Consider the following 18525-nt stretch of genomic DNA (forward strand, 5'->3'; position numbering starts at 1 on the left):
GGTCGGTTGGTTGATGGTTCAGGCGGAGCGCCCGGTGACGGGATGGCCGGCCAGCTGTTCCTCATAGCCGGCGCGGGCGCGGCGCACCGGATCGCGGTCGGAGACTTCGGGGACGGCCACGTCCCACCAGGCGCCGCCGGCCTCGGTCGTCACCACCGGGTCGGTGTCGATGACGATGACGCTGGTCTGGTCGGTGGCCTTGGCGCGCAGCAGCGCCCCCTCCAGCTCGGTGATCCCGGCCACCTTCTCCGACGCCGCGCCCATGCTGGCGGCGTGGGCGGCGAAGTCGATCGGCTGGGATCCTTCGATGTCGCGGAACAGGTTGTTGAAGGACGCGCCGCCGGTGGCGTTCTGCAGCCGGTTGATGCAGCCGAAGCCGCGGTTGTCGAGCACGACGATGGTCAGCTTCACGCCCTGCTGCACCGCGGTCGCGATCTCGGAGTTCATCATCATGTAGCTGCCGTCGCCGACCAGGACATAGACCTCGCGGTCCGGCCGGGCCAGCTTGACGCCGAGGCCGCCGGCGATCTCGTAGCCCATGCAGGAATAGCCGTATTCCAGGTGGTAGCCGCCCGGCGCGTCGGTGCGCCACAGCTTGTGCAGCTCGCCCGGCAGGCCGCCGGCCGCGCAGACCACGATGGCGCCGCGCCCGGCCGCCCGGTTCACCGCGCCCAGCACCTGGGCGTCGGAGGGCAGGGGGGCGTTGCTGGCGGCGGTGGCGCGGTCGACCGACGCGGTCCATTCCGCGATCAGCCCGCGGGTGCGGTCGGACTGGGCCTTCGGCGCGGTCCAGGACCCGAGAGCCTCGGACAGCTCATCCAGGCCGCGGCGGGCATCGGCGACCAGCGGCAGGGCGCCGTGCTTGCCGGCATCGAACACCGCGGCGTTGAGCTGGATCAGCGTCCCCCCCGGCGCCCGGAACAGGGCGCGGGAGCCGGTGGTGAAGTCCTGCAGCCTTGTGCCGACCGCCAGCACCACATCGGCATCGACCGCCAGCGCATTGGCGGCGCTGGAGCCGGTGACGCCGATTGAGCCGGCATTGTTCGGGTGGTTCCAGGCCAGGCTGCCCTTGCCCGCCTGGGTCTCGGCCACCGGCAGGCCGTGCCGCTCGGCGAAGCCGGCCAGGGCCTTGGCGGCGCCGGAATACAGCACGCCGCCGCCGGCGATCACCAGCGGCCGCTCGGCCCGCTTCAGCGCCGCGACGGCCGTGGCCAGCTCGGCCTCATCCGCGCCGGGGCGACGGATGCGGTGGACCTGCGCCTCGAAGAACCAGGCGGGATAGTCAAAGGCCTCGGCCTGCACGTCCTGGCACAGCGCCAGCGTCACCGGCCCACACTCGGCCGGGTCGGTTAGCACCGCCAGGGCGCGGGGCAGGGCGGTCAGGATCTGCTCCGGCCGGGTGATCCGGTCGAAATAGCGTGACACCGGGCGGAAGCAGTCATTGGCGCTGACCGTGCCGTCACCGAAATCCTCGACCTGCTGCAGCACCGGGTCGGGCCGGCGGCTGGCATAGACGTCGCCCGGCAGCAGCAGCACCGGCAGCCTGTCGACATGGGCCAGGGCGGCAGCAGTGATCAGATTGGTGGCGCCCGGGCCGATCGAGGTGGTGACCGCCATCATCCGGCGCCGGAACTGCGCCTTGGCATAGGCGACCGCGGACAGAGCCATCGCCTGCTCATTGTGCGCCCGCAGCGTCGGCAATTTCTCGCGGTGGGCGTACAGCGCCTCGCCCATGCCGGCGACATTGCCATGGCCGAAGATCGCCCAGCAGCCGGCGAACAGGCGCTCACGGCTGCCATCCTCATCCTCGATCCATTGCGCGGCGAGGTGGCGCACCAGGGCCTGCGCCATGGTCAAACGCACGGTTCCCATCCCTATCGCTCCCTTCAGGCCGCGGCTTGCGCCGCGGCGCGGGCATTCTCCCAGGCGGCGATCAGGCTGCCATAGCTGGCGGCCATCCGTCTCACCGCTTCGTCGTCGTCGATGCGCCCGGCGATCCAGTCCTCGGCGGCGCGGCCGAAGATGGTGCGGCCGACCGCGAAGCCGCGGCACCAGGGCTGGCGCGCGGCGAGGGTGAAGGCGGCCATCAGCTCCTCCTCCGGCGCCTCCAGCCCCAGCAGCACCACGCCGCGGCAATGCGGGTCGCGCCGGGCGATCACCTCCTGGACAGCCTGCCACGCGGCCTCCGAGGGCGGGGGCGGCAGCTTCCACCAGTCCGGATGGATGCCGAGGGCGTAGAGCTGGTCCAGCGCCCGGGCCACGGTGCGGTCGTCGGCCGGCATGGTCCGGGGCGGGATCACCTCCAGCAGCAGCTCGTGCCGGGTGGCGCGGCTGGCGTCGAACAGGGCCAGCAGCTGGCGCTCCTGCTCGGCCCGGATCTCCGGCGGGTCGTCCGGGTGGTACTGCACCAGGCACTTCACGACGTGCTCCAGCGGCCATTCCCGCAGGGTGACGCCGACATCGGGCCCGCCCTCGAAGCGCAGCGGGCGCGACCCCGGCAGCTCGATTGGCCGGCCGATCCAGGCGCCGGTGCCGGCGGCGGCGAACAGCGCCTCACTGCCCAGCCGCCCGTCGATCAGCACGCCGAAGCCGGGCCGGTCGCCATGCGCCTGCTTCGCCGCGGTCCAGGCCAGCAGCTTGAACTCGCCGATCCGCTCCGGGTCGACGCCGTGGCGCGCCACCATCTCTTCCAGCTGCGACCGGTGGTCGAAGGCCATGGCGTGGACCTCGGGCCAGTCGCGGATCCGGGTCGTCGCCCAGTGCACCTGGTTCAGTGCGGGATCCTCGCGCAGCCGGTGATGGGCGCTGCCCTCGGCCAGGAACTGCGACAGCTCCGCCCAGCTCGGATAGGACGGGGCGCAGCCATGGCGCGACACGGCGAAGGCGCCGCAGGCATTGGCGTAGCGGCAGGCGGCCTCGACCGGCTCGTCGCGCAGCCAGCCGCGCAGGAAGCCGGCCATGAAGCCGTCGCCGGCGCCCAGCACATTGTAGACCTCGACCGGGAAGCCGGGGCCCTTGACCCCCTGCTCGATATCGTCCGGGATCGCGCCGGGGAACACGACGCAGCCCATCGGCCCGCGCTTGACCACGATGGTGGCGGCGCTCAGCTCCCGCACCCGGCGCAGCGCCGCCAGCGTGTCGGTGGCGCCGCCGGCGATGTGGATTTCCTCCTCGGTGCCGACGATCAGGTCGCAGTCCGGCAGGATCGCCTGCAGATGGGCGCTGACGGCGGAGCTCTCGACGAAGCGCTCCTCGCCCAGCCCGTGGCCTGTCAGGGCCCACAGCACCGGGCGGTAGTCGATATCCAGCGCCACCTTGCGGCCGTGGGCCCGGGCCAGCCGCATCGCCTTCCGGCTCATCGCCGCGACGCCGGGGGTGGAGAAATGGGTGCCGGTGACGACCACCGCGCGGGCCGAGGCGATGAAGGCCTCGTCGATGTCGTCCTCGGTCAGCGCCATGTCGGCGCAGTTCTCGCGGTAGAAGATCAGCGGGAAGGTGTGGCGGTCGCGGATGCCCAGGATCACCAGCGCGGTCAGCCGCTTCGGGTCGGTGATGACATGGCTGGTGTCCACGCCCTCCGCCGCCAGCTGCTCGCGGATGAAGCGGCCCATGTGCTCGTCGCCGACCCGGGTCAGCAGGGCGGTGCGCAGGCCCAGCCGGGCGCCGCCGACCGAGATGTTGGTCGGGCAGCCGCCGACGTATTTGGCGAAGGACGCCATGTCCTCCAGCCGGCCGCCGACCTGCTCGCCATAGAGGTCGACCGACGACCGGCCGATGCAGATGACGTCGAGGGTGGGATCAGCCACGGCGGGACACTCCCTCCGGGCGCCAGAACTCGGCCTGGGCGTCCATGGTCCAGCGGTGCTCCTCGGTGAATTCCGGCACGGTGTAGGGGTTGCCCGGCAGGTGCCGGATCACCCAGGCGTAGTACATGCCGTAGCCGGGCGCCGCGCATTGCGCATGGTCGAAGCCGTCGAAGATCTTCACGGTGTCGTTGGCGCGCACCTTCAGCACGGTCTCGCCCAGCTCGGCATGGCCGTAGCCGCGCGGATCGGTGAAGCGGTAGTGGTAGATCTCCGGCTGCGGGTGGTGGTGCGGCGGATAGCTCGACCAGCGGCCGGGGAAGGTGACGACCTCGCCCAGCACCAGCTCGGCGTTCGGGTCGCTGTTGCGCAGGTCGAAGATGGTGCGGACATAACGGTAGCAGGCCTCGTCGACCTGGCCCTTGCCGCGATGCTCGTTCGGCACGTCCGCCGGCCCGAAGACGCGGGGCGGGAAGGGCTTGGCGTTCTTCGTCTCGTAGACCGTGAACTCGGCCTCGGTCTCGGCCGCGAGCCGCACCCGGGCGCCGGCGGCGACATGCACGGCGCTGGCCGATTCATCGAACAGCGAGGCGCGGGAGAAGCGTACGGCCTGGTTGTCGACGGTCACCTCGGCGGTGCCGGACATCAGGAGCCAGGCGGTCTCGTTCACGGTCTCGATCTCGCGGCTCTCGCCCGGCGCCAGCTTCAGCACGGCGACCGCGATGCCGGTGTCGTCCTCGGGTTCGTCGAAGCGGGTGATCTGCGTCAGCCCCGGGCCGAAGCCGCCGCGGTGGCCGGTCAGATGGCGGGTCATGGGCTGGTCCTCCCCAAGGCTGTTTCGGCCAAATAGAACAAATATTCCATTTGACTGCAACCTCAGAATTCTGATTTTTCTGTCGCGGTCGGCCGCCGCCCAGACGATGATCCGGCGCGTCGCGAGGGAGAGGAATCATGCTCAAGATCTGCCAGTTCGGTGCCGGACGGATCGGGAAGATCCATGCCGACAACATCGCCCGGAACCCGCGCACCCAGCTGGTGGCGGTGGTCGACGTGCATCGCGAGGCGGCCGAAGTGCTGGCGCAGCAGCACGGCGCCGCGGTCGGCGACGGCCTGGCGGCGCTGGACGGCGCCGACGCGGTGGTGATCGCCAGCTCGACCGACACCCATGCCGACCTGATCGAGGCCGCAGCCAAGGCCGGCAAGGCGATCTTCTGCGAGAAGCCGATCGACCTCGACAGCGCTCGGGTGGAGGGTTGCCTCGACATCGTCGCCCAGGCCGGGGTGCCGCTGGCGCTCGGCTTCAACCGCCGCTTCGACCCGAGCTTCGAGGCGGTGCATGCCGGCATCGCCGAGGGCCGCATCGGCAAGGTCGAGCTGGTGGCGATCACCAGCCGTGACCCCGGCCCGCCGCCGGCCAGCTATATCCGCGTCTCCGGCGGCCTGTTCCGGGACATGATGATCCACGATTTCGACATCGCCCGCTGGCTGCTGGGCGAGGAGCCGGTGGAAATCTACGCCACGGCCAGCAACCTGGTGGACCCGGCGATCGGCGCCGAGGGCGACGTCGACACCGCGGTGGTGACTCTGAAGACCGCGGGCGGCGCCATCGCCCAGATCTCCAACAGCCGCCGCGCCGTCTACGGCTACGACCAGCGGGTCGAGGCCTTCGGGTCGCTCGGCATGCTGCGGGCCGAGAACCGGGCCGCGACCACGGTGGAATATGCCGGCGCCGACGGGGTGGTGCGGGACAAGCCGCTGCATTTCTTCCTGGAGCGCTACGCCGAAGCCTATCGGCGCGAGCTCGACGACTTCATCGACGCGGTGCTGGAGGGGCGGGCGCCCCGCGCCGGGGGAGAGGACGGAAAGCGGGCGCTGCTGCTCGCCGACGCGGCGTGGGAATCGTGCAAGACCGGCGCTCCGGTGCGGCTGTCACGCTGATCCCGCCTCGATTTGTCGTGCGAAAGAATCTCTCGCAACCCGGTGCGACGCCTATGGTCAAGGCGCGCGGCCTGAGGTTATAGTTCGCCCGGGTGTCTTCTGTAGGCTCGGCTGAGGGGTATAGAGACGATCGTCGCCCGCGGGTGGTCCACCACACGCGGGCTGGTTGTCTCAGGTAACGAATGGTCGTCTCGACAAAAACGTTCAGACCGTCCAGCACCGGTGGCATGCCGGTTGCGAGCGGACAGATTCTGGTTTCCGCTCGCGGAAGCCGCACCCTTGGTCCTGGTGCAGCACTTTCTCTTGGAGTTTCAGTTCAATGATGAACCGACGTCATCCGCCGCGCGTCGGAGGCGGCGAATATCGCCGTGACGTGACGGCAGTGGTCAAGTGGTTCAACCCGACGAAGGGCTTCGGCTTCGTCCAGGTGACGGACGGTTCGCCGGATGCGTTCCTGCACGCCTCGGTCGTGGAACAGTCCGGCCATCGCGAGATGTATGAGGGCACGAAGATCGTCTGCGATATCGCGGAAGGTCAGAAGGGCCCGCAGGTCGCGGTGATCCATCGCATCGAGGAGCTCGGCGCTCCGCCGGCCGGCGGTGGCGCCGGCGCTGGCGGTTTCCGCCCGAGCCGTTTCGGTGACGGCGGCGGCCGTGGTGGCTTTGGCGGCGGCGGTGGCGGCTTCGGCGGCGATCGCGGCGGCTTCAGCGGCCCGGCCACCGAGGTCGAGGGCACGGTGAAGTTCTTCAACGCGGAGAAGGGCTTCGGCTTCGTCACCCCGGACGATGGCGGCAAGGACGTCTATGTCGCTTCGCGCGCGCTGCAGAAGGCCGGCCTGCCGAGCCTGAACAGCGAGCAGCGGGTGCGCCTGACGGTCCGCATGGGCCAGAAGGGCCCGATGGCGGAAGCCGTCCAGCTCCTGTGACAGCGGACACGGCCCGGGGGAAACCCCGGGCCGTAGCCTTTCTTGGCTGAGCCACGCTCCGCCCCCGATAGCGTGCCCGAAGATAAACCTGGGCCGCGCGCGAAGTTCACGCGCGAATTGCCGGCGGTCAGACGCCGGGCGCTGATCGAAGCTACGGCCCAATGTTTGGCCGAACGCGGCCATGCGGCCACATCGGTGCGCGAGGTCTGCGCGCGTGCCGGCGTGTCCCTCGGGCTGGTGCGCCACTATTTCGGCGGCATCGACGCCCTGATCGCCGAAACCTATCGATTCATCGGCGGCCATGTGTCCGACACGCTGGCCACGGCGCTGGGCGCGGCCGACACGACGCCGGAGGCGAGGCTGCGCGCCTTCATCGACGCCAGCTTCAGGCCGCCGGTGCTGGACCCCGACCTGCTGTCGATCTGGCTGTCCTTCTGGGCGCTGGTGCGCCGCGACGAGGCGATCCGCCGGATCCATCGCGACGTCTACGCCGCCTATCGCCGCCGGCTGGAAGGGCTGATCGCCGAGGCCGCCGCCGCCCGGTCGCGCCGTATCGACACGGCGCTGGCGGCGCTGGCCTTCACCGCCATGCTCGACGGGCTGTGGCTCGAGCTCTGCCTCGACCCTTCGGTGTTCACGCCGGACGATGCCGTGCGCATCGCCAATGGCTGGGTCGACGGCCTGCTCTCCGGTGGCTCGATGGGGCTGGCGGCGGACGCCTAGCCTTCTCCGCGGAACAGCGCCCGATGGTCCCGCATCAGCCGGACGATGCGCTCGATCACCGCGCGCACCGCCGGATGCCGGCGCTCATCCTGGTGCAGCACCAGCCATTGCTGGTGGCGCAACGCCTCGATCTCCTCCAGCCGCTCGATCTCCGGCTCGGTGTCGCCGACGAAGCAGGGCAGCACTGCCCGGCCGACTCCGCGGCGCAGCAGGTCCAGGATCAGCCGCGGATCGTTGCCGCGCATCACCGTGGCGGCGGCGTGCCGCTCCGCCACCCAGCGGGCCGAGGGGGTGACGGCGCCGTCGCCGGTGACGCCGATCCAGCGCTCCTCCAGCCCGCCGCCGCGCCGGCCATAGACGGCGAAGGCGACGTCGCCGGTGCGGCGCCCGGCCAGCCACGGCTCCTCCGGCCGGCGGTTGCGCACGCCGATATCAGCTTGGCCGCGGGCGATGTCGAGCCGGGCATTGGCGGCGACGAAGTCGATGGTCCAGGGCTCGCCCGGCGACCACAGCGCATCGATGTGCCGGGCCAGGAACCAGGAGGTCCAGGTGCCGGCCGAGATCCGCACGGTGCGGCGCGGCGACAGCCCGTCGCGCCAGCGCTCGATGCCGGTGGCGGCGGCCTCCATCTCCTCGGCCTGGGCCAGGAACTGGCGCCCCGGCTCGGTCAGCCGGTAGCCCAGCCGCTCGCGGATGAACAGGCGCTGGCCCAGGCTGCGCTCCAGCGCCGTCATCCGCCGTCCCAGCGTGGCCGGGCTGGACCCCGCCTGGCGGACCGCGGCGCTCAGCCCCTCGCCGCGGGCGACGGCGAGGAACAGCCGGATGTCCTCCCAATCGAGCGGTCTTTTCAATCCTGAAAAGCTCATTGCGAAGCCGTGCGTTTCCGATCGGCATCCTAGCCCATAGGCTCTGGAAGTCCGATCGACTTTTGTTTCGATCCTGAAAAGGGAATGCCATGACCGACCGAACCGAACCGCATCCGGCCGCCACGATCCGCCTGTGGGACGAGCGGGAGGTGCCGCGCCTCGGCCTCGGCTGCTGGGCGATCGGCGGCCCGTTCTTCGCCGGCGAGACGCCGCTGGGCTACGGCACGGTCGATGATGCGGAATCGATCGCCGCGATCCGCTGCGCCGTCGATCTCGGCCTCCGCGTCTTCGACACCGCCGATGTCTACGGCGCCGGCCATTCTGAGGAGGTGCTCGGCCAAGCTCTCGAGGGTGGGGACGACGTGGTGATCGCGACCAAGCTCGGCAACCGCTTCGATCCCGCGACCAAGCAGATGGCGGGCAGCATCGCCGACGGCGACCTGAGGCGGGAGACCCGCAGCGCGGTCGAGGCCTCTTTGCGCCGACTGCGCCGCGAGCGGATCGACCTCGTGCAGCTGCATCTCAACGACCTGCCGATCGGGCCGGCCGGAGAGGTGTTCGACGAGCTGGACCGGCTCCGTGCCGCCGGCGCCGTCGGCGCCTATGGCTGGAGCACCGATTTCCCCGAGCGGGCCGCGGCCTATGCCGGGCGGTCGGGCTTCGTCGCCGTGCAGCACGGAATGAACCTGTTCTTCGACGCGCCGAGCCTGCTCGCGGTGGTCGAGGAGCACGGTCTGGTCTCGATCAACCGCTCGCCGTTGGCGATGGGGCTGCTCACCGGCAAGTTCGCGGCCGGACAGGCGCTGCCGGCGGGCGACGTCCGCTCCAACACCTTCGGCTGGATGGACTATTTCAAGGACGGCCGCGTCGTCCCGGAATTCGCCGGTCGGCTTGACCGGATCCGGCACCTGCTGACCGTCGATGGCCGCACCCCGGCCCAGGGCGCCATCGCTTGGCTCTGGGCCAAGTCGCCCCGCACCTTGCCGATCCCCGGCTTCCGCTCCCCGGCGCAGGTGCGGGAGAATGCCGGCGCGTTGGAGAAAGGGCCCCTGCCGACAGACATCATGGCCGAGATCGAGCGTCTGCTCGACCGGCAGCCGGAAGGCGAGGCCCGGGCGCGATGAGGGCATCGCCGCCGATCGGATAGGGAGTTGACCGGTCCTCCACGGCTGTTATACGGTCGTATAACAAGGCGGCCATAAGGCCGCGGGAGGCCAGCCATGATCGAACCGATGCACCGCCGCGCCGAGGCGGGCCTGCCGGATGACGATGTCAGCCTGCCGGCCTGGCTCTACCGCGATCCCGAATTCTTCGCGGTCGAGCAGGAGGCGGTGTTCCGCACCTCCTGGCAGGTGGTCTGCCACTTGAACGACATCCCGCAGGCCGGCGACTTCCACACCTTCGAGTTCCTGGGCGAGAACGTGGTGGTGCTGCGCGGCCGCGACGGACAGGTGCGCGCCTTCCACAATGTCTGCCGGCACCGCGCCGCGCGGCTGCTCGACGGGCCGAAGGGCCAGTGCGGCAGCCGCATCGTCTGCCCCTACCACGCCTGGACCTATGAGCATGACGGCCGGCTGGTCGGCATGCCGCAGCGCTCCAGCTACGGCGATTTCGACTTCGGCACCCATGGGCTGGTGCCGGTCGAGCACGAGGTGTTCTGCGGCTTCATCTTCATCCGCCTCGCCCCCGGCACGCCGAGCGTGGCCGAGATGATGGGCGGCTATGCCGAGGAGATGGCGGCCTACCGGATCGAGGAGATGGTGCCGCTGGGCCGGGTGACGATGCGGCCGCGCGCGGTCAACTGGAAGAACGTCGCCGACAACTACTCCGACGGGCTGCACATCACCGTCGCCCATCCCGGGCTGACCCGGCTGTTCGGCCGCGGCTACGGCGTCGAGGCCCGGCCCTGGGTCGACAAGATGTGGGGCCAGCTGCAGGAGCGGCCGTCGGCCGTGCTGTCGGAGCGCGCCTACCAGCACTTCCTGCCGGAGGTGCCGCATCTGCCGCCGGAGCGGCAGCGGCTGTGGACCTATTTCAAGCTCTGGCCCAATGTCGCTTTCGACATCTATCCGGACCAGATCGACTTCATGCAGTTCATCCCGGTCTCGCCGACCGAGACGATGATCCGCGAGATCGCCTATGTGCATCCGGACCACCGGCCGGAGATGAAGGCGGCGCGCTACCTGAACTGGCGGATCAACCGCCGGGTCAGCATCGAGGACAAGACGCTGATCGACCGGGTGCAGGCCGGCATGGGCTCCTCCAGCTACACCGTCGGGCCGCTCGGCACCACCGAGGTCTGCCTGCGCAGCTTCGCCCGCGCGATGCGCCGGTTGATCCCGGAAAGCCGGCTGCACCGGCCGCCGCCGCCGGGCTGGAGCCTGCGGCGCGAGGCGTCGCAGGCGCCCGCCTTCGCGGCGGAATAAGAAGCAGAAAGACAGGGCGGGCGGATCTTCATGGCGAACACACAGGTCTTCGACGTCGCGATCATCGGCGGGGGCCATAACGGCTTGGTCTGCGCCGCCTATCTGGCGGCCGCCGGGCTGAAGGTGACGGTGCTGGAGCGGCGAAGGGTGGTCGGCGGCGCCGCGGTGACCGAGGAGTTCCACCCCGGCTTCCGCAACTCCGTCGCCTCCTACACGGTCAGCCTGCTGAACCCCAAGGTGATCCGCGACCTCGATCTGCCGGGCCACGGGCTGAAGGTGGTGGAGCGGAAGCTGTCCAACTTCCTGCCGGTCGACGACCACCGCTACCTGCTGTCCGGCCCGGGCCGCACCAAGGCGGAGATCGCCCGGTTCTCGGCCCGCGATGCCGAGCGCTACGATGCCTATGGCGATCGGCTCGACGTCATCGCCGACGTGCTGCGCGACGTGGTGCTGCGCACCCCGCCGAATGTCGCGTCCGGCGGCTGGTCCGGCGCGCTGCCGGAGCTGATCAAGGCCGGTTCGCTCGGCAACCGGCTGCGCAAGCTCGACATGGTGATGCGGCGCGACCTCTTGGACCTGTTCACCAAATCGGCGACCGACATCCTGGAGGGCTGGTTCGAGACGCCGGTGGTGCAGGCCCTGTTCGGCTTCGACAGCATCGTCGGCAACTATGCCAGCCCCAGCCATGCCGGCACCGGCTACGTGCTGCTGCACCATGTCTTCGGCGAGGTGAACGGCAAGAAGGGCGTGTGGGGCCATGCCATCGGCGGCATGGGCGCGATCACCCAGGCGATGGCCAAGTCGGCGGCGTCGCGCGGCGCGGTGATCCGCACCGATGCCGGCGTGCGCGAGGTGATCGTCGAGGGCGGCCGCGCCGTCGGCGTGGTGACCGAGGCGGGCGACATCATCCGCGCCGGCTGCATCGTCTCCAACCTCAACCCCAAGCTGCTCTACGGCAAGCTGGTCGACCCGGCGGCGCTGCCGCAGGATTTCCGCGAGCGCATGGACCGCTTCAAATGCGGCTCCGCCACCTTCCGCATGAACGTGGCGCTGTCGGAGCTGCCGGACTTCACCTGCCTGCCCGGCAAGCAACTGGCCGACCACCACACCAGCGGCATCATCTTCGGCCCCAGCCTCGACTACATGGACAAGGCCTATCTCGATGCCAAGGCCGGCGGCTGGTCGAAGACGCCGATCGTCGAGATGCTGATCCCGTCGACGCTGGACGACTCGCTGGCGCCGCCGGGCCAGCACGTTGCCAGCCTGTTCTGTCAGCACTTCGATCCGAAGCTGCCGGATGGCGCGAGCTGGGACGACCATCGCGAAGCGGCGGCCGACCTGATCATCGACACGGTCAATGCCTGGGCGCCGAACTTCAAGGCCTCGGTGCTGGGCCGCCAGATCAACAGCCCGCTGGATCTCGAGCGCACCTTCGGGCTCGTGGGCGGCGACATCTTCCACGGCGCGCTGTCGCTGGACCAGATCTTCTCGGCCCGGCCGGTGCTGGGCCATGGCGACTACCGAGCGCCGGTGCCGGGCCTGTACATGTGCGGGTCGGGTACTCATCCCGGCGGCGGCGTCACCGGGGCGCCGGGCCACAATGCGGCGCGCGAGATCCTGGCCGATTTCAAGCGACGCCGCCTGAAGCGCGCGGCATGATCGTGCTCCCATCCTAAGACGGGCAGGGCAGGTATGGACCGTTCCTGGGACGTGATTCCCGGCGATATGCCGGGCCTCGAATGGCGGATCCCGGTGCTGCGCTTCCGCGGCCGCGGCGGCGGGCCTTCCACCTATCTCCAGGCGGCGCTGCATGCCGAGGAGCTGCCCGGCGTCATCGCCATCGACGCGCTGTGCGCCCGGCTGCGCCGGGCCGAGGCGGCAGGCGACATCCGCGGCGACATCACCATCGTGCCCTGGGCCAACCCGATCGGGCAGCAGCAATGGCTGCACGGCACCGGCCAGGGGCGGTACGAGCTCGACAGCCGGGTCAACTTCAACCGCGGCTTCCCGCGGCTGCAGCGGCCCGACCCGTCGCTGCTGCCGGGCGACGATGCCGTGGTCACCGCCACCGACCGGCTGAAGGCCCGGCTGCTGCGGCTGGCGATGCCCTGCGAGATCGTGCTGGACCTGCATTGCGACGATGAATCGCCGCTGTACCTCTACATCCCCACGGCCCTGTGGCCGGCCATGACCGACCTCGCGGCGGCCATGCGCGCGGACACCGTGCTGCTGTGGGACGGCGACGGCGGCGGTGCCTTCGACGATGCCTGCCTCGAGCCCTGGCTGCGCAGCGGCGACCTAGCCGGCCGCGCCGTGTCGACGGTCGAGCTGCGCGGCATGGCCGATGTCGATGCCGGTCTGGCCGACAGCGATGCCGACGGGCTGTTCCGCTTCCTGGCCGGCCGCGGCGTGGTCGCCGGCGATGCCGGGCCGCGCGCCGACTGGTCCGGCCCGGCCGTGCCGCTCGACTGGGTCGAGATGATCAAGGCGCCGGCGGGCGGCGCCATCTCCTTCGTCCGCAAGCCGGGTGACCGGGTCGAGGCCGGTGACCTGCTGGCGACGATCCTGATCCGGCCGGGCGAGGAGGGCGGCGGGGTGCCGGTCCTGGCGCCGCAGGCCGGCGTGGTGATGACCCGTCGCGCCCATCGCCGCACCCGCCCGGGCGACGATCTGATGAAGCTGGTCTGCCGGTCGCCCAGCGCGACGGCCAGGCCCGGACCCCTCGAACCCTGAGGGGCCGGTACCGTCGAACCAAGAAACAGGGAGCGCAGAAGAGATGAACCGACCGATCCTTGCCGCCTGCCTGGCGGTTGCCGCCCTGGCCGGCCTCGCCGCCCCGGCCTCGGCGCAGGAGGTGGTGCGCATCGGCACCACGCCCGAATCCTACCCGCCCTTCACCTGGGTCGACGCCCAGGGCAAGCTGAACGGCTTCGAGATCGAGATCGCCGACGCGCTCTGCGCCCAGATGCAGGTCAAGTGCGAATGGGTGCTGCAGAGCTGGGACGGCATCATCCCGGCGCTGCAGGAGAAGAAGTTCGACGCCATTGTCGCCTCGATGTCGATCACCGACGAGCGCAAGCAGGTCGTCGACTTCAGCGACAAGTACTACGATTCGCCGGCGATCTTCATCGGTCCGAAGAGCGAGACGATCGACATCTCGCCGGCGGGGCTGCAGGGCAAGACCGTCGGCGTCCAGGTCTCGACCATCCATGCCAACTACATCGAGGCCAAGTACAAGGGCATCGTCACGATCAAGACCTATGACACGCAGGAGAACGCCAATCTCGACCTGATCGCCGGGCGCGTCGACCTGCTGCTGGCGGATTCGGTGGCGTTGCTGGACGGCTTCCTGAAGTCGCCGGAAGGCGCCGATTTCGAGGCCAAGGGCCAGCCGATCCGCGACCCCCTGCTGGGGGCCGGCGCCGGCATCGCGGTGCGCAAGGACGACCCACTGGCGGCGAAGTTCTCCGAGGCGATCAAGGCGATCCGCGCCAACGGCGTCTACAAGAAGATCAACGACAAGTATTTCAGCTTCGACATCTACGGCTGAGGCCGCGGGGATGGACGAGCTCGCCGCCCTCTTGGGCTTCGGGGAGAAGGGGTGGGGGGCGCAGCTCCTGGCCGGGGCGGTGGTGACGATCGAGATCGCCATCGCCTCCTACCTGGTCGGGCTGCTGCTGGGTCTGCTCGGGGCCTGGGCCAAGCTGGCCGGGCCCCGGCCCATCCGGGCCCTGGGCAACGCCTACACCACCATCGTCCGCGGTGTGCCGGACATCCTGATCATCCTGTTCGTCTATTACGGCGGCACCACCGCGCTGCGATCGCTGATCGGGCTGGTGGTGCCGGGGGTGATGGTGGAGATCGACGCCTTCGCCGCCGCCGTCGCCTCGCTCGGTTTCGTCTCCGGCGCCTATGCGACCGAGGTGTTCCGCGGCGCCATCCTGGCGGTGCCGCCCGGGCAAATCGAGGCGGCGAAGTCGCTGGCCCTGCCGCCGCGGGTGATGTTCTTCCGCGTGGTGCTGCCGCAGGCGATGCGCTTCGCCCTGCCGGCGCTGGGCAATCTCTGGGTCGTGGTGCTGAAGGACAGCGCGCTGATCAGCGTGGTCGGCATCCGCGACCTGCTGGGCAGCGCCGCCACCGCCGCCGCCACCACGCGCATGCCCTTCACCTTCTACGCCGTGGTGGCCGTGATCTTCCTGCTGATGACCATCGCCTCGGTCGGGCTGTTCCAGCTGGCCGAGCGTGCCTATGGCCGCGGCTTCCAGGGGCGCTGAACGATGGATCTCGACTTCGTCCAGCGCATTGTCGGCAACCTCTTCGACGGCGTCGTCGTCACCATCCTGCTGGTGGCAGCGTCGATGGTCTGCGGCAACGCGCTCGCCGTGCCGGTGGCGCTGGCCCGGGTATCACGGCGCTGGTGGCTGAAGGCGCCGGCCTTCCTGTTCATCCTGTTCATCCGCGGCACGCCGCTGATCGTGCAGATGTTCATGATCTATTATGGCCTGGCCCAGTTCCCGGCGGTGCGGCACAGCGTGCTGTGGCCGATTTTGCGTGAGCCGATGTGGTGCGCGGTGATCTCGCTCAGCATCAGCACCGCCGCCTATTCCGGCGAGGTGCTGCGCGGCGCCGTCCAGGCGGTGCCGCGGGGAGAGGTCGAGGCGGCGCGGTCCGTCGGCATGCATCGCGGCCTGATGATGCGCCGAATCGTGCTGCCCATCGCCCTGCGCCAGAGCCTGCCGGTCTTCGCCAATGAGACGGTGCTGCTGCTAAAGGCCAGCGCCATCGTCTTCACCATCACCGTGCGTGACCTGATGGGCGAGGCCAACATCATCCGGGCGCAGACCTTCCGCACCTATGAGCCGCTGATCACCGCGGCGCTGATGTATCTGGTGCTGACCTGGCTGATCGTCCGCGGTTTCGCCTGGCTCGAGGCGCGGCTCAGCACCCACCGTCGGGCGGTCTCGGCCGGTGCGCCCGGCCGCGTTGCGCCCGCCACGGCGACCGTACCACTCGACGCCCGCTGATCCTTGTATGGTGCGGCGGGCCGGGATTAGGCTGGCTGCGGGCGGACGTCCGGAAGAGGCGCCGTCCCCGCGTCACAGGGAGACTGAATATGCGTCTGCGCAGCATCGTCCTGGCCGTCGCCGCCATGGGCGTCCTGTCCTCCAGCCCGGCTTTCGCCGGCGCCGTGCTGGACCGGATCATGCAGAACAAGAAGATGGTGATGTCGACGGATCCGGAATACCCGCCGCAATCCTCGCTCAACGCCAGCAACAAGTTCGAAGGCTTCGACATCGATGTCGGGACCGAGATCGCCAAGCGCCTCGGCGTCTCGATCGAGTTCGTCACCCCGGGGTGGGAGACCATCGTTTCAGGCAAATGGGCCGGGCGCTGGGACGTCTCGGTCGGGTCGATGACGCCGACCAAGGCGCGGGCCGAGGTGCTGGATTTCCCGGCGATCTACTACTACACCCCGGCGGCCCTGGCGGTGAACTCGGCCAACACCACGATCAAGACCCCGGCCGACGCCTCGGGCAAGAAGATCGGCGTCGGCGCGGCCACGACCTATGAGAACTACCTGCGCGGCGACCTGGTGATCGACGCCGCCGGCGCGCCGAAATTCGAGTTCGTGGTCAAGGACGCCAAGATCCAGTCCTACGACACCGACGTGCCGGCGCTGGACGACCTGAAGCTGGGCGACGGCACCCGGCTCGACGCGGCGATGACGGCGCTGCCGACGATCCAGGGCGCGATCAAGAACGGCTACCCGATCAAGGTGGTGGGCGAGCCGCTGTACTACGAGCCGCTGGCGGTGGCGATCGAGAAGGGCGATCCGGAGCTGCACGCCAAGATCGCCGAGATCGTCAAGGCGATGCAGGATGACGGCACGCTGACCAAGCTGTCGGAGAAATGGTACGGGGTCGACCTGACCAAGCCCGCGGCCTGAGAGGGTGCTTCGCCTGTTCGAGGCGCTGGCGCGGCCGCAGCTGCTGCGCGGGCTTCTGTTCCTGGTCTCCGCCGCCGTGCTGGCCGGCTTCGACTATTCGGGGCTGGTCGCAAGGCTGGCGGCGGTGGTGCCGGCCCTGGCCCTGCCGGCCGGCCAGGCGGCCGGGCCCTGGCTGGTCGTCGCCATCCTGGCCGCGCTGGTGGTGCTGAACTTCTGGCTCTTGTCGCACCTGCCGTTCCGGGCGCAGGTGACGGTGATCTGGGTCGAGCTGCTGGGCCTGTTCGCGGCCTTCTGCTGGAGCTTCAGCCTCAGCTATTCCTTCATGCTCGACCGGGCGCCGATTCTGCTCGGGCTCGAGCTGCGCGACGGCTTCATCCAGGGCGCGGCGCTGACCCTGTTCATCTGCGCCGTGTCGATCGCGATCTCGACCGTGATCGCCCTGGCCGCGGCTCTGGCCCGGCTATCCGACAGCGGGCCTGCCTTCGGCGTCGCCACCTTCTACACCTCCTTCTTCCGCGGCACGCCGCTGCTGCTGCAGACCATGCTGATCTATCTCGGCCTGCCGCAGCTCGGCCTGGTGATCGACGCCATCCCCGCCGGCATCATCGCGCTGTCGCTGTGCTACGGCGCCTATATGGCCGAGATCTTCCGCGCCGGCATCCTGGCGGTGCCGCACGGCCAGACCGAGGCCGCTCGATCGCTGGGGTTGAAGCCGGCCGAGGTCACCTGGCTGGTGGTGCTGCCGCAGGCGATGCGGCTGATCATCCCGCCCACCGGCAACCAGTTCATCGCCATGCTCAAGGACTCGTCCCTGGTCTCGGTGATGGGGGTGTGGGAGATCATGTTCCTGGCCCGCACCCATGGCCGGGCCGAGTTCAAATACATGGAGATGCTGATCGTCGCCGCGCTGATCTACTGGGCGATGTCGGCCGTGTTCGAGCTGGTCCAGGCGCGGATCGAGAAGCGTTTCGGCAAGGGCGTCTCGGCCCGCTGAGTCGGCTCGGATTTGCCAGACAAGTTATATCCAATTGGTTACATCCGGCCGCGCCGTGAGGCGCCACCTGGCTTAGCCATTCCTGATTTGACTTCCCGTCTCGCCGCTCAATAATAAGTAACCAAACGGTTATAACGTGGCGGCCGAACGCCGCTGTGCCAGGGGAGGCAACAATGAAGGCTTTCAACCGCCGTTCGTTCCTGCAGGGCTCGCTTCTCGCCGGGGCCGCCGGCGGCGCGGCTCTGTCCTTCGATGCCGGCCGCGCCATGGCCGCCGAGACGCGGCTGCGCATGACCTGGTGGGGCTCGCAGGAGCGCGCCAAGCGCACCCAGGGCGTGGCCGACCTCTACAAGCAGAAGGCGCCCGACGTCGCCATCGTCGGCGAGCCGCTCGCCGGCGATGCCTATTGGACCAAGCTGTCGACGCAGATGGCGGGGCGCAACGTCTCCGACATCTTCCAGCTCGAGCCCAGCACCGTTTCTGACTACTCGAAGCGCGGCGCCTGCATGGCGCTCGACCAGTTCATCCCCAAGCCGCTCGATGTCGAGGCCTTCGGCACCAAGATGCTCGACCTGTGCCGGGTCGACGGCAAGATCTACGGCGTCGGGCTGGGGCTGAACTCCTTCTCGATGTTCTACGACACCACGGTGTTCGCCAAGGCCGGCATCCCGGTGCCGACGCCGGACACGACCTGGACCCAGTTCGCCGAGCTGGCGGCCGAACTGACCAAGGCGGCCGGCAAGGACCAGCTCTGGGGCGCACCCTACGGCGCCCGCTACGCCTATGTGCTGGACGTCTGGCTGCGCCAGCGCGGCAAGACCCTGTTCTCGCCGGAAGGGTCGATCGGCTTCGCCGTCGAGGACGCCAAGGAGTGGTACGCCTACTGGGAGGACCTGCGGGCGA

General features: G+C 69.7%; 17 protein-coding genes. 13 read left to right on the forward strand and 4 right to left on the reverse strand.

What is annotated here, in order from left to right; all coding sequences use genetic code 11:
• Window positions 1–18 precede the first annotated feature (18 nt).
• From iolD to ABDW35_RS01985, 3 genes are read right to left on the reverse strand one after another with little or no spacing between them, the layout of a single operon-like run.
• Complete coding sequence (iolD, locus tag ABDW35_RS01975) at window positions 19–1872, reverse strand: 3D-(3,5/4)-trihydroxycyclohexane-1,2-dione acylhydrolase (decyclizing) (RefSeq protein ID WP_343712162.1); 1854 nt, start codon at window positions 1870–1872, stop codon at window positions 19–21.
• A gap of 14 nt (window positions 1873–1886) precedes the next feature.
• Window positions 1887–3806, reverse strand: coding sequence for a 5-dehydro-2-deoxygluconokinase (gene iolC / locus ABDW35_RS01980; RefSeq protein ID WP_343712163.1), 1920 nt, complete (start codon window positions 3804–3806; stop codon window positions 1887–1889).
• Complete coding sequence (locus ABDW35_RS01985) at window positions 3799–4617, reverse strand: 5-deoxy-glucuronate isomerase (protein ID WP_343712164.1); 819 nt, start codon at window positions 4615–4617, stop codon at window positions 3799–3801. Before ABDW35_RS01985 ends, iolC begins: the two co-directional genes overlap by 8 nt.
• Window positions 4618–4754: 137 nt before the next feature.
• Between ABDW35_RS01985 and iolG the strand changes: the two genes are divergently transcribed.
• The 3 genes from iolG (at window position 4755) to betI (ending at window position 7389) form a co-directional block, all read left to right on the forward strand.
• Entirely contained in the window at window positions 4755–5741 is a 987-nt protein-coding gene (gene iolG, locus ABDW35_RS01990; protein WP_343712165.1) for an inositol 2-dehydrogenase, read from the forward strand.
• Window positions 5742–6114: 373 nt separating this feature from the next.
• A complete protein-coding gene (locus tag ABDW35_RS01995; protein ID WP_343712166.1) occupies window positions 6115–6666 on the forward strand; it encodes a cold-shock protein in 552 nt (183 codons plus the stop codon).
• A 72-nt stretch (window positions 6667–6738) separates the two neighbouring features.
• On the forward strand, window positions 6739–7389 hold the full coding sequence (gene betI / locus ABDW35_RS02000) for a transcriptional regulator BetI (RefSeq protein WP_343712167.1): 651 nt from the start codon (window positions 6739–6741) through the stop codon (window positions 7387–7389).
• On the opposite strand, the gene ABDW35_RS02005 is transcribed toward betI, so the two are convergent.
• Window positions 7386–8240, reverse strand: a complete 855-nt coding sequence (locus tag ABDW35_RS02005; protein ID WP_343712168.1) for a LysR family transcriptional regulator — start codon at window positions 8238–8240, stop codon at window positions 7386–7388. The genes betI and ABDW35_RS02005 overlap by 4 nt on opposite strands.
• A gap of 104 nt (window positions 8241–8344) precedes the next feature.
• On the opposite strand from ABDW35_RS02005, the gene ABDW35_RS02010 reads away from it, so the two are divergent.
• The 10 genes from ABDW35_RS02010 to ABDW35_RS02055 form a co-directional block, all read left to right on the forward strand.
• Window positions 8345–9379 carry an aldo/keto reductase gene (locus ABDW35_RS02010; RefSeq protein ID WP_343712169.1) on the forward strand — a complete coding sequence of 345 codons (1035 nt, stop codon included), beginning with the start codon at window positions 8345–8347 and terminating at the stop codon, window positions 9377–9379.
• Window positions 9380–9475: 96 nt separating this feature from the next.
• On the forward strand, window positions 9476–10681 hold the full coding sequence (locus ABDW35_RS02015) for an aromatic ring-hydroxylating dioxygenase subunit alpha (RefSeq protein ID WP_343712170.1): 1206 nt from the start codon (window positions 9476–9478) through the stop codon (window positions 10679–10681).
• Between the two features lie 30 nt (window positions 10682–10711).
• Window positions 10712–12340 carry an NAD(P)/FAD-dependent oxidoreductase gene (locus tag ABDW35_RS02020; RefSeq protein ID WP_343712171.1) on the forward strand — a complete coding sequence of 543 codons (1629 nt, stop codon included), beginning with the start codon at window positions 10712–10714 and terminating at the stop codon, window positions 12338–12340.
• A 33-nt stretch (window positions 12341–12373) separates the two neighbouring features.
• Complete coding sequence (locus ABDW35_RS02025) at window positions 12374–13414, forward strand: succinylglutamate desuccinylase/aspartoacylase family protein (RefSeq protein WP_343712172.1); 1041 nt, start codon at window positions 12374–12376, stop codon at window positions 13412–13414.
• A gap of 43 nt (window positions 13415–13457) precedes the next feature.
• Entirely contained in the window at window positions 13458–14231 is a 774-nt protein-coding gene (locus tag ABDW35_RS02030) for a transporter substrate-binding domain-containing protein (protein WP_343712173.1), read from the forward strand.
• Window positions 14232–14241: 10 nt separating this feature from the next.
• Window positions 14242–14955 (forward strand): ABC transporter permease subunit, encoded by a 714-nt coding sequence (locus ABDW35_RS02035; protein WP_343712174.1) that lies wholly within the window; start codon window positions 14242–14244, stop codon window positions 14953–14955.
• A 3-nt stretch (window positions 14956–14958) separates the two neighbouring features.
• Window positions 14959–15705, forward strand: a complete 747-nt coding sequence (locus ABDW35_RS02040; protein WP_343712175.1) for an ABC transporter permease — start codon at window positions 14959–14961, stop codon at window positions 15703–15705.
• An 89-nt stretch (window positions 15706–15794) separates the two neighbouring features.
• On the forward strand, window positions 15795–16628 hold the full coding sequence (locus ABDW35_RS02045; RefSeq protein ID WP_343712176.1) for a transporter substrate-binding domain-containing protein: 834 nt from the start codon (window positions 15795–15797) through the stop codon (window positions 16626–16628).
• 4 nt (window positions 16629–16632) lie between these two features.
• Window positions 16633–17622 (forward strand): amino acid ABC transporter permease, encoded by a 990-nt coding sequence (locus ABDW35_RS02050; protein WP_343712177.1) that lies wholly within the window; start codon window positions 16633–16635, stop codon window positions 17620–17622.
• Between the two features lie 173 nt (window positions 17623–17795).
• Window positions 17796–18525, forward strand: a 730-nt coding sequence (locus ABDW35_RS02055; protein WP_343712178.1) for an extracellular solute-binding protein, incomplete at its 3' end; no start/stop codon positions are given.

The sequence above is a fragment of the Inquilinus sp. genome (genome assembly GCF_039594555.1).
In the GTDB taxonomy this organism is placed as follows: domain Bacteria; phylum Pseudomonadota; class Alphaproteobacteria; order DSM-16000; family Inquilinaceae; genus Inquilinus.

What these genes read in the sequence shown, in the direction of transcription:
- iolD (WP_343712162.1), bottom strand. Translation starts at nt 1,872, where the DNA reads ATGGGAACCGTGCGTTTGACCATGGCGCAGGCCCTGGTGCGCCACCTC.
- ABDW35_RS01985 (WP_343712164.1), bottom strand. Translation starts at nt 4,617, where the DNA reads ATGACCCGCCATCTGACCGGCCACCGCGGCGGCTTCGGCCCGGGGCTG.
- iolG (WP_343712165.1), top strand. Translation starts at nt 4,755, where the DNA reads ATGCTCAAGATCTGCCAGTTCGGTGCCGGACGGATCGGGAAGATCCAT.
- ABDW35_RS02010 (WP_343712169.1), top strand. Translation starts at nt 8,345, where the DNA reads ATGACCGACCGAACCGAACCGCATCCGGCCGCCACGATCCGCCTGTGG.
- ABDW35_RS02015 (WP_343712170.1), top strand. Translation starts at nt 9,476, where the DNA reads ATGATCGAACCGATGCACCGCCGCGCCGAGGCGGGCCTGCCGGATGAC.
- ABDW35_RS02020 (WP_343712171.1), top strand. Translation starts at nt 10,712, where the DNA reads ATGGCGAACACACAGGTCTTCGACGTCGCGATCATCGGCGGGGGCCAT.
- ABDW35_RS02025 (WP_343712172.1), top strand. Translation starts at nt 12,374, where the DNA reads ATGGACCGTTCCTGGGACGTGATTCCCGGCGATATGCCGGGCCTCGAA.
- ABDW35_RS02030 (WP_343712173.1), top strand. Translation starts at nt 13,458, where the DNA reads ATGAACCGACCGATCCTTGCCGCCTGCCTGGCGGTTGCCGCCCTGGCC.
- ABDW35_RS02035 (WP_343712174.1), top strand. Translation starts at nt 14,242, where the DNA reads ATGGACGAGCTCGCCGCCCTCTTGGGCTTCGGGGAGAAGGGGTGGGGG.
- ABDW35_RS02040 (WP_343712175.1), top strand. Translation starts at nt 14,959, where the DNA reads ATGGATCTCGACTTCGTCCAGCGCATTGTCGGCAACCTCTTCGACGGC.
- ABDW35_RS02045 (WP_343712176.1), top strand. Translation starts at nt 15,795, where the DNA reads ATGCGTCTGCGCAGCATCGTCCTGGCCGTCGCCGCCATGGGCGTCCTG.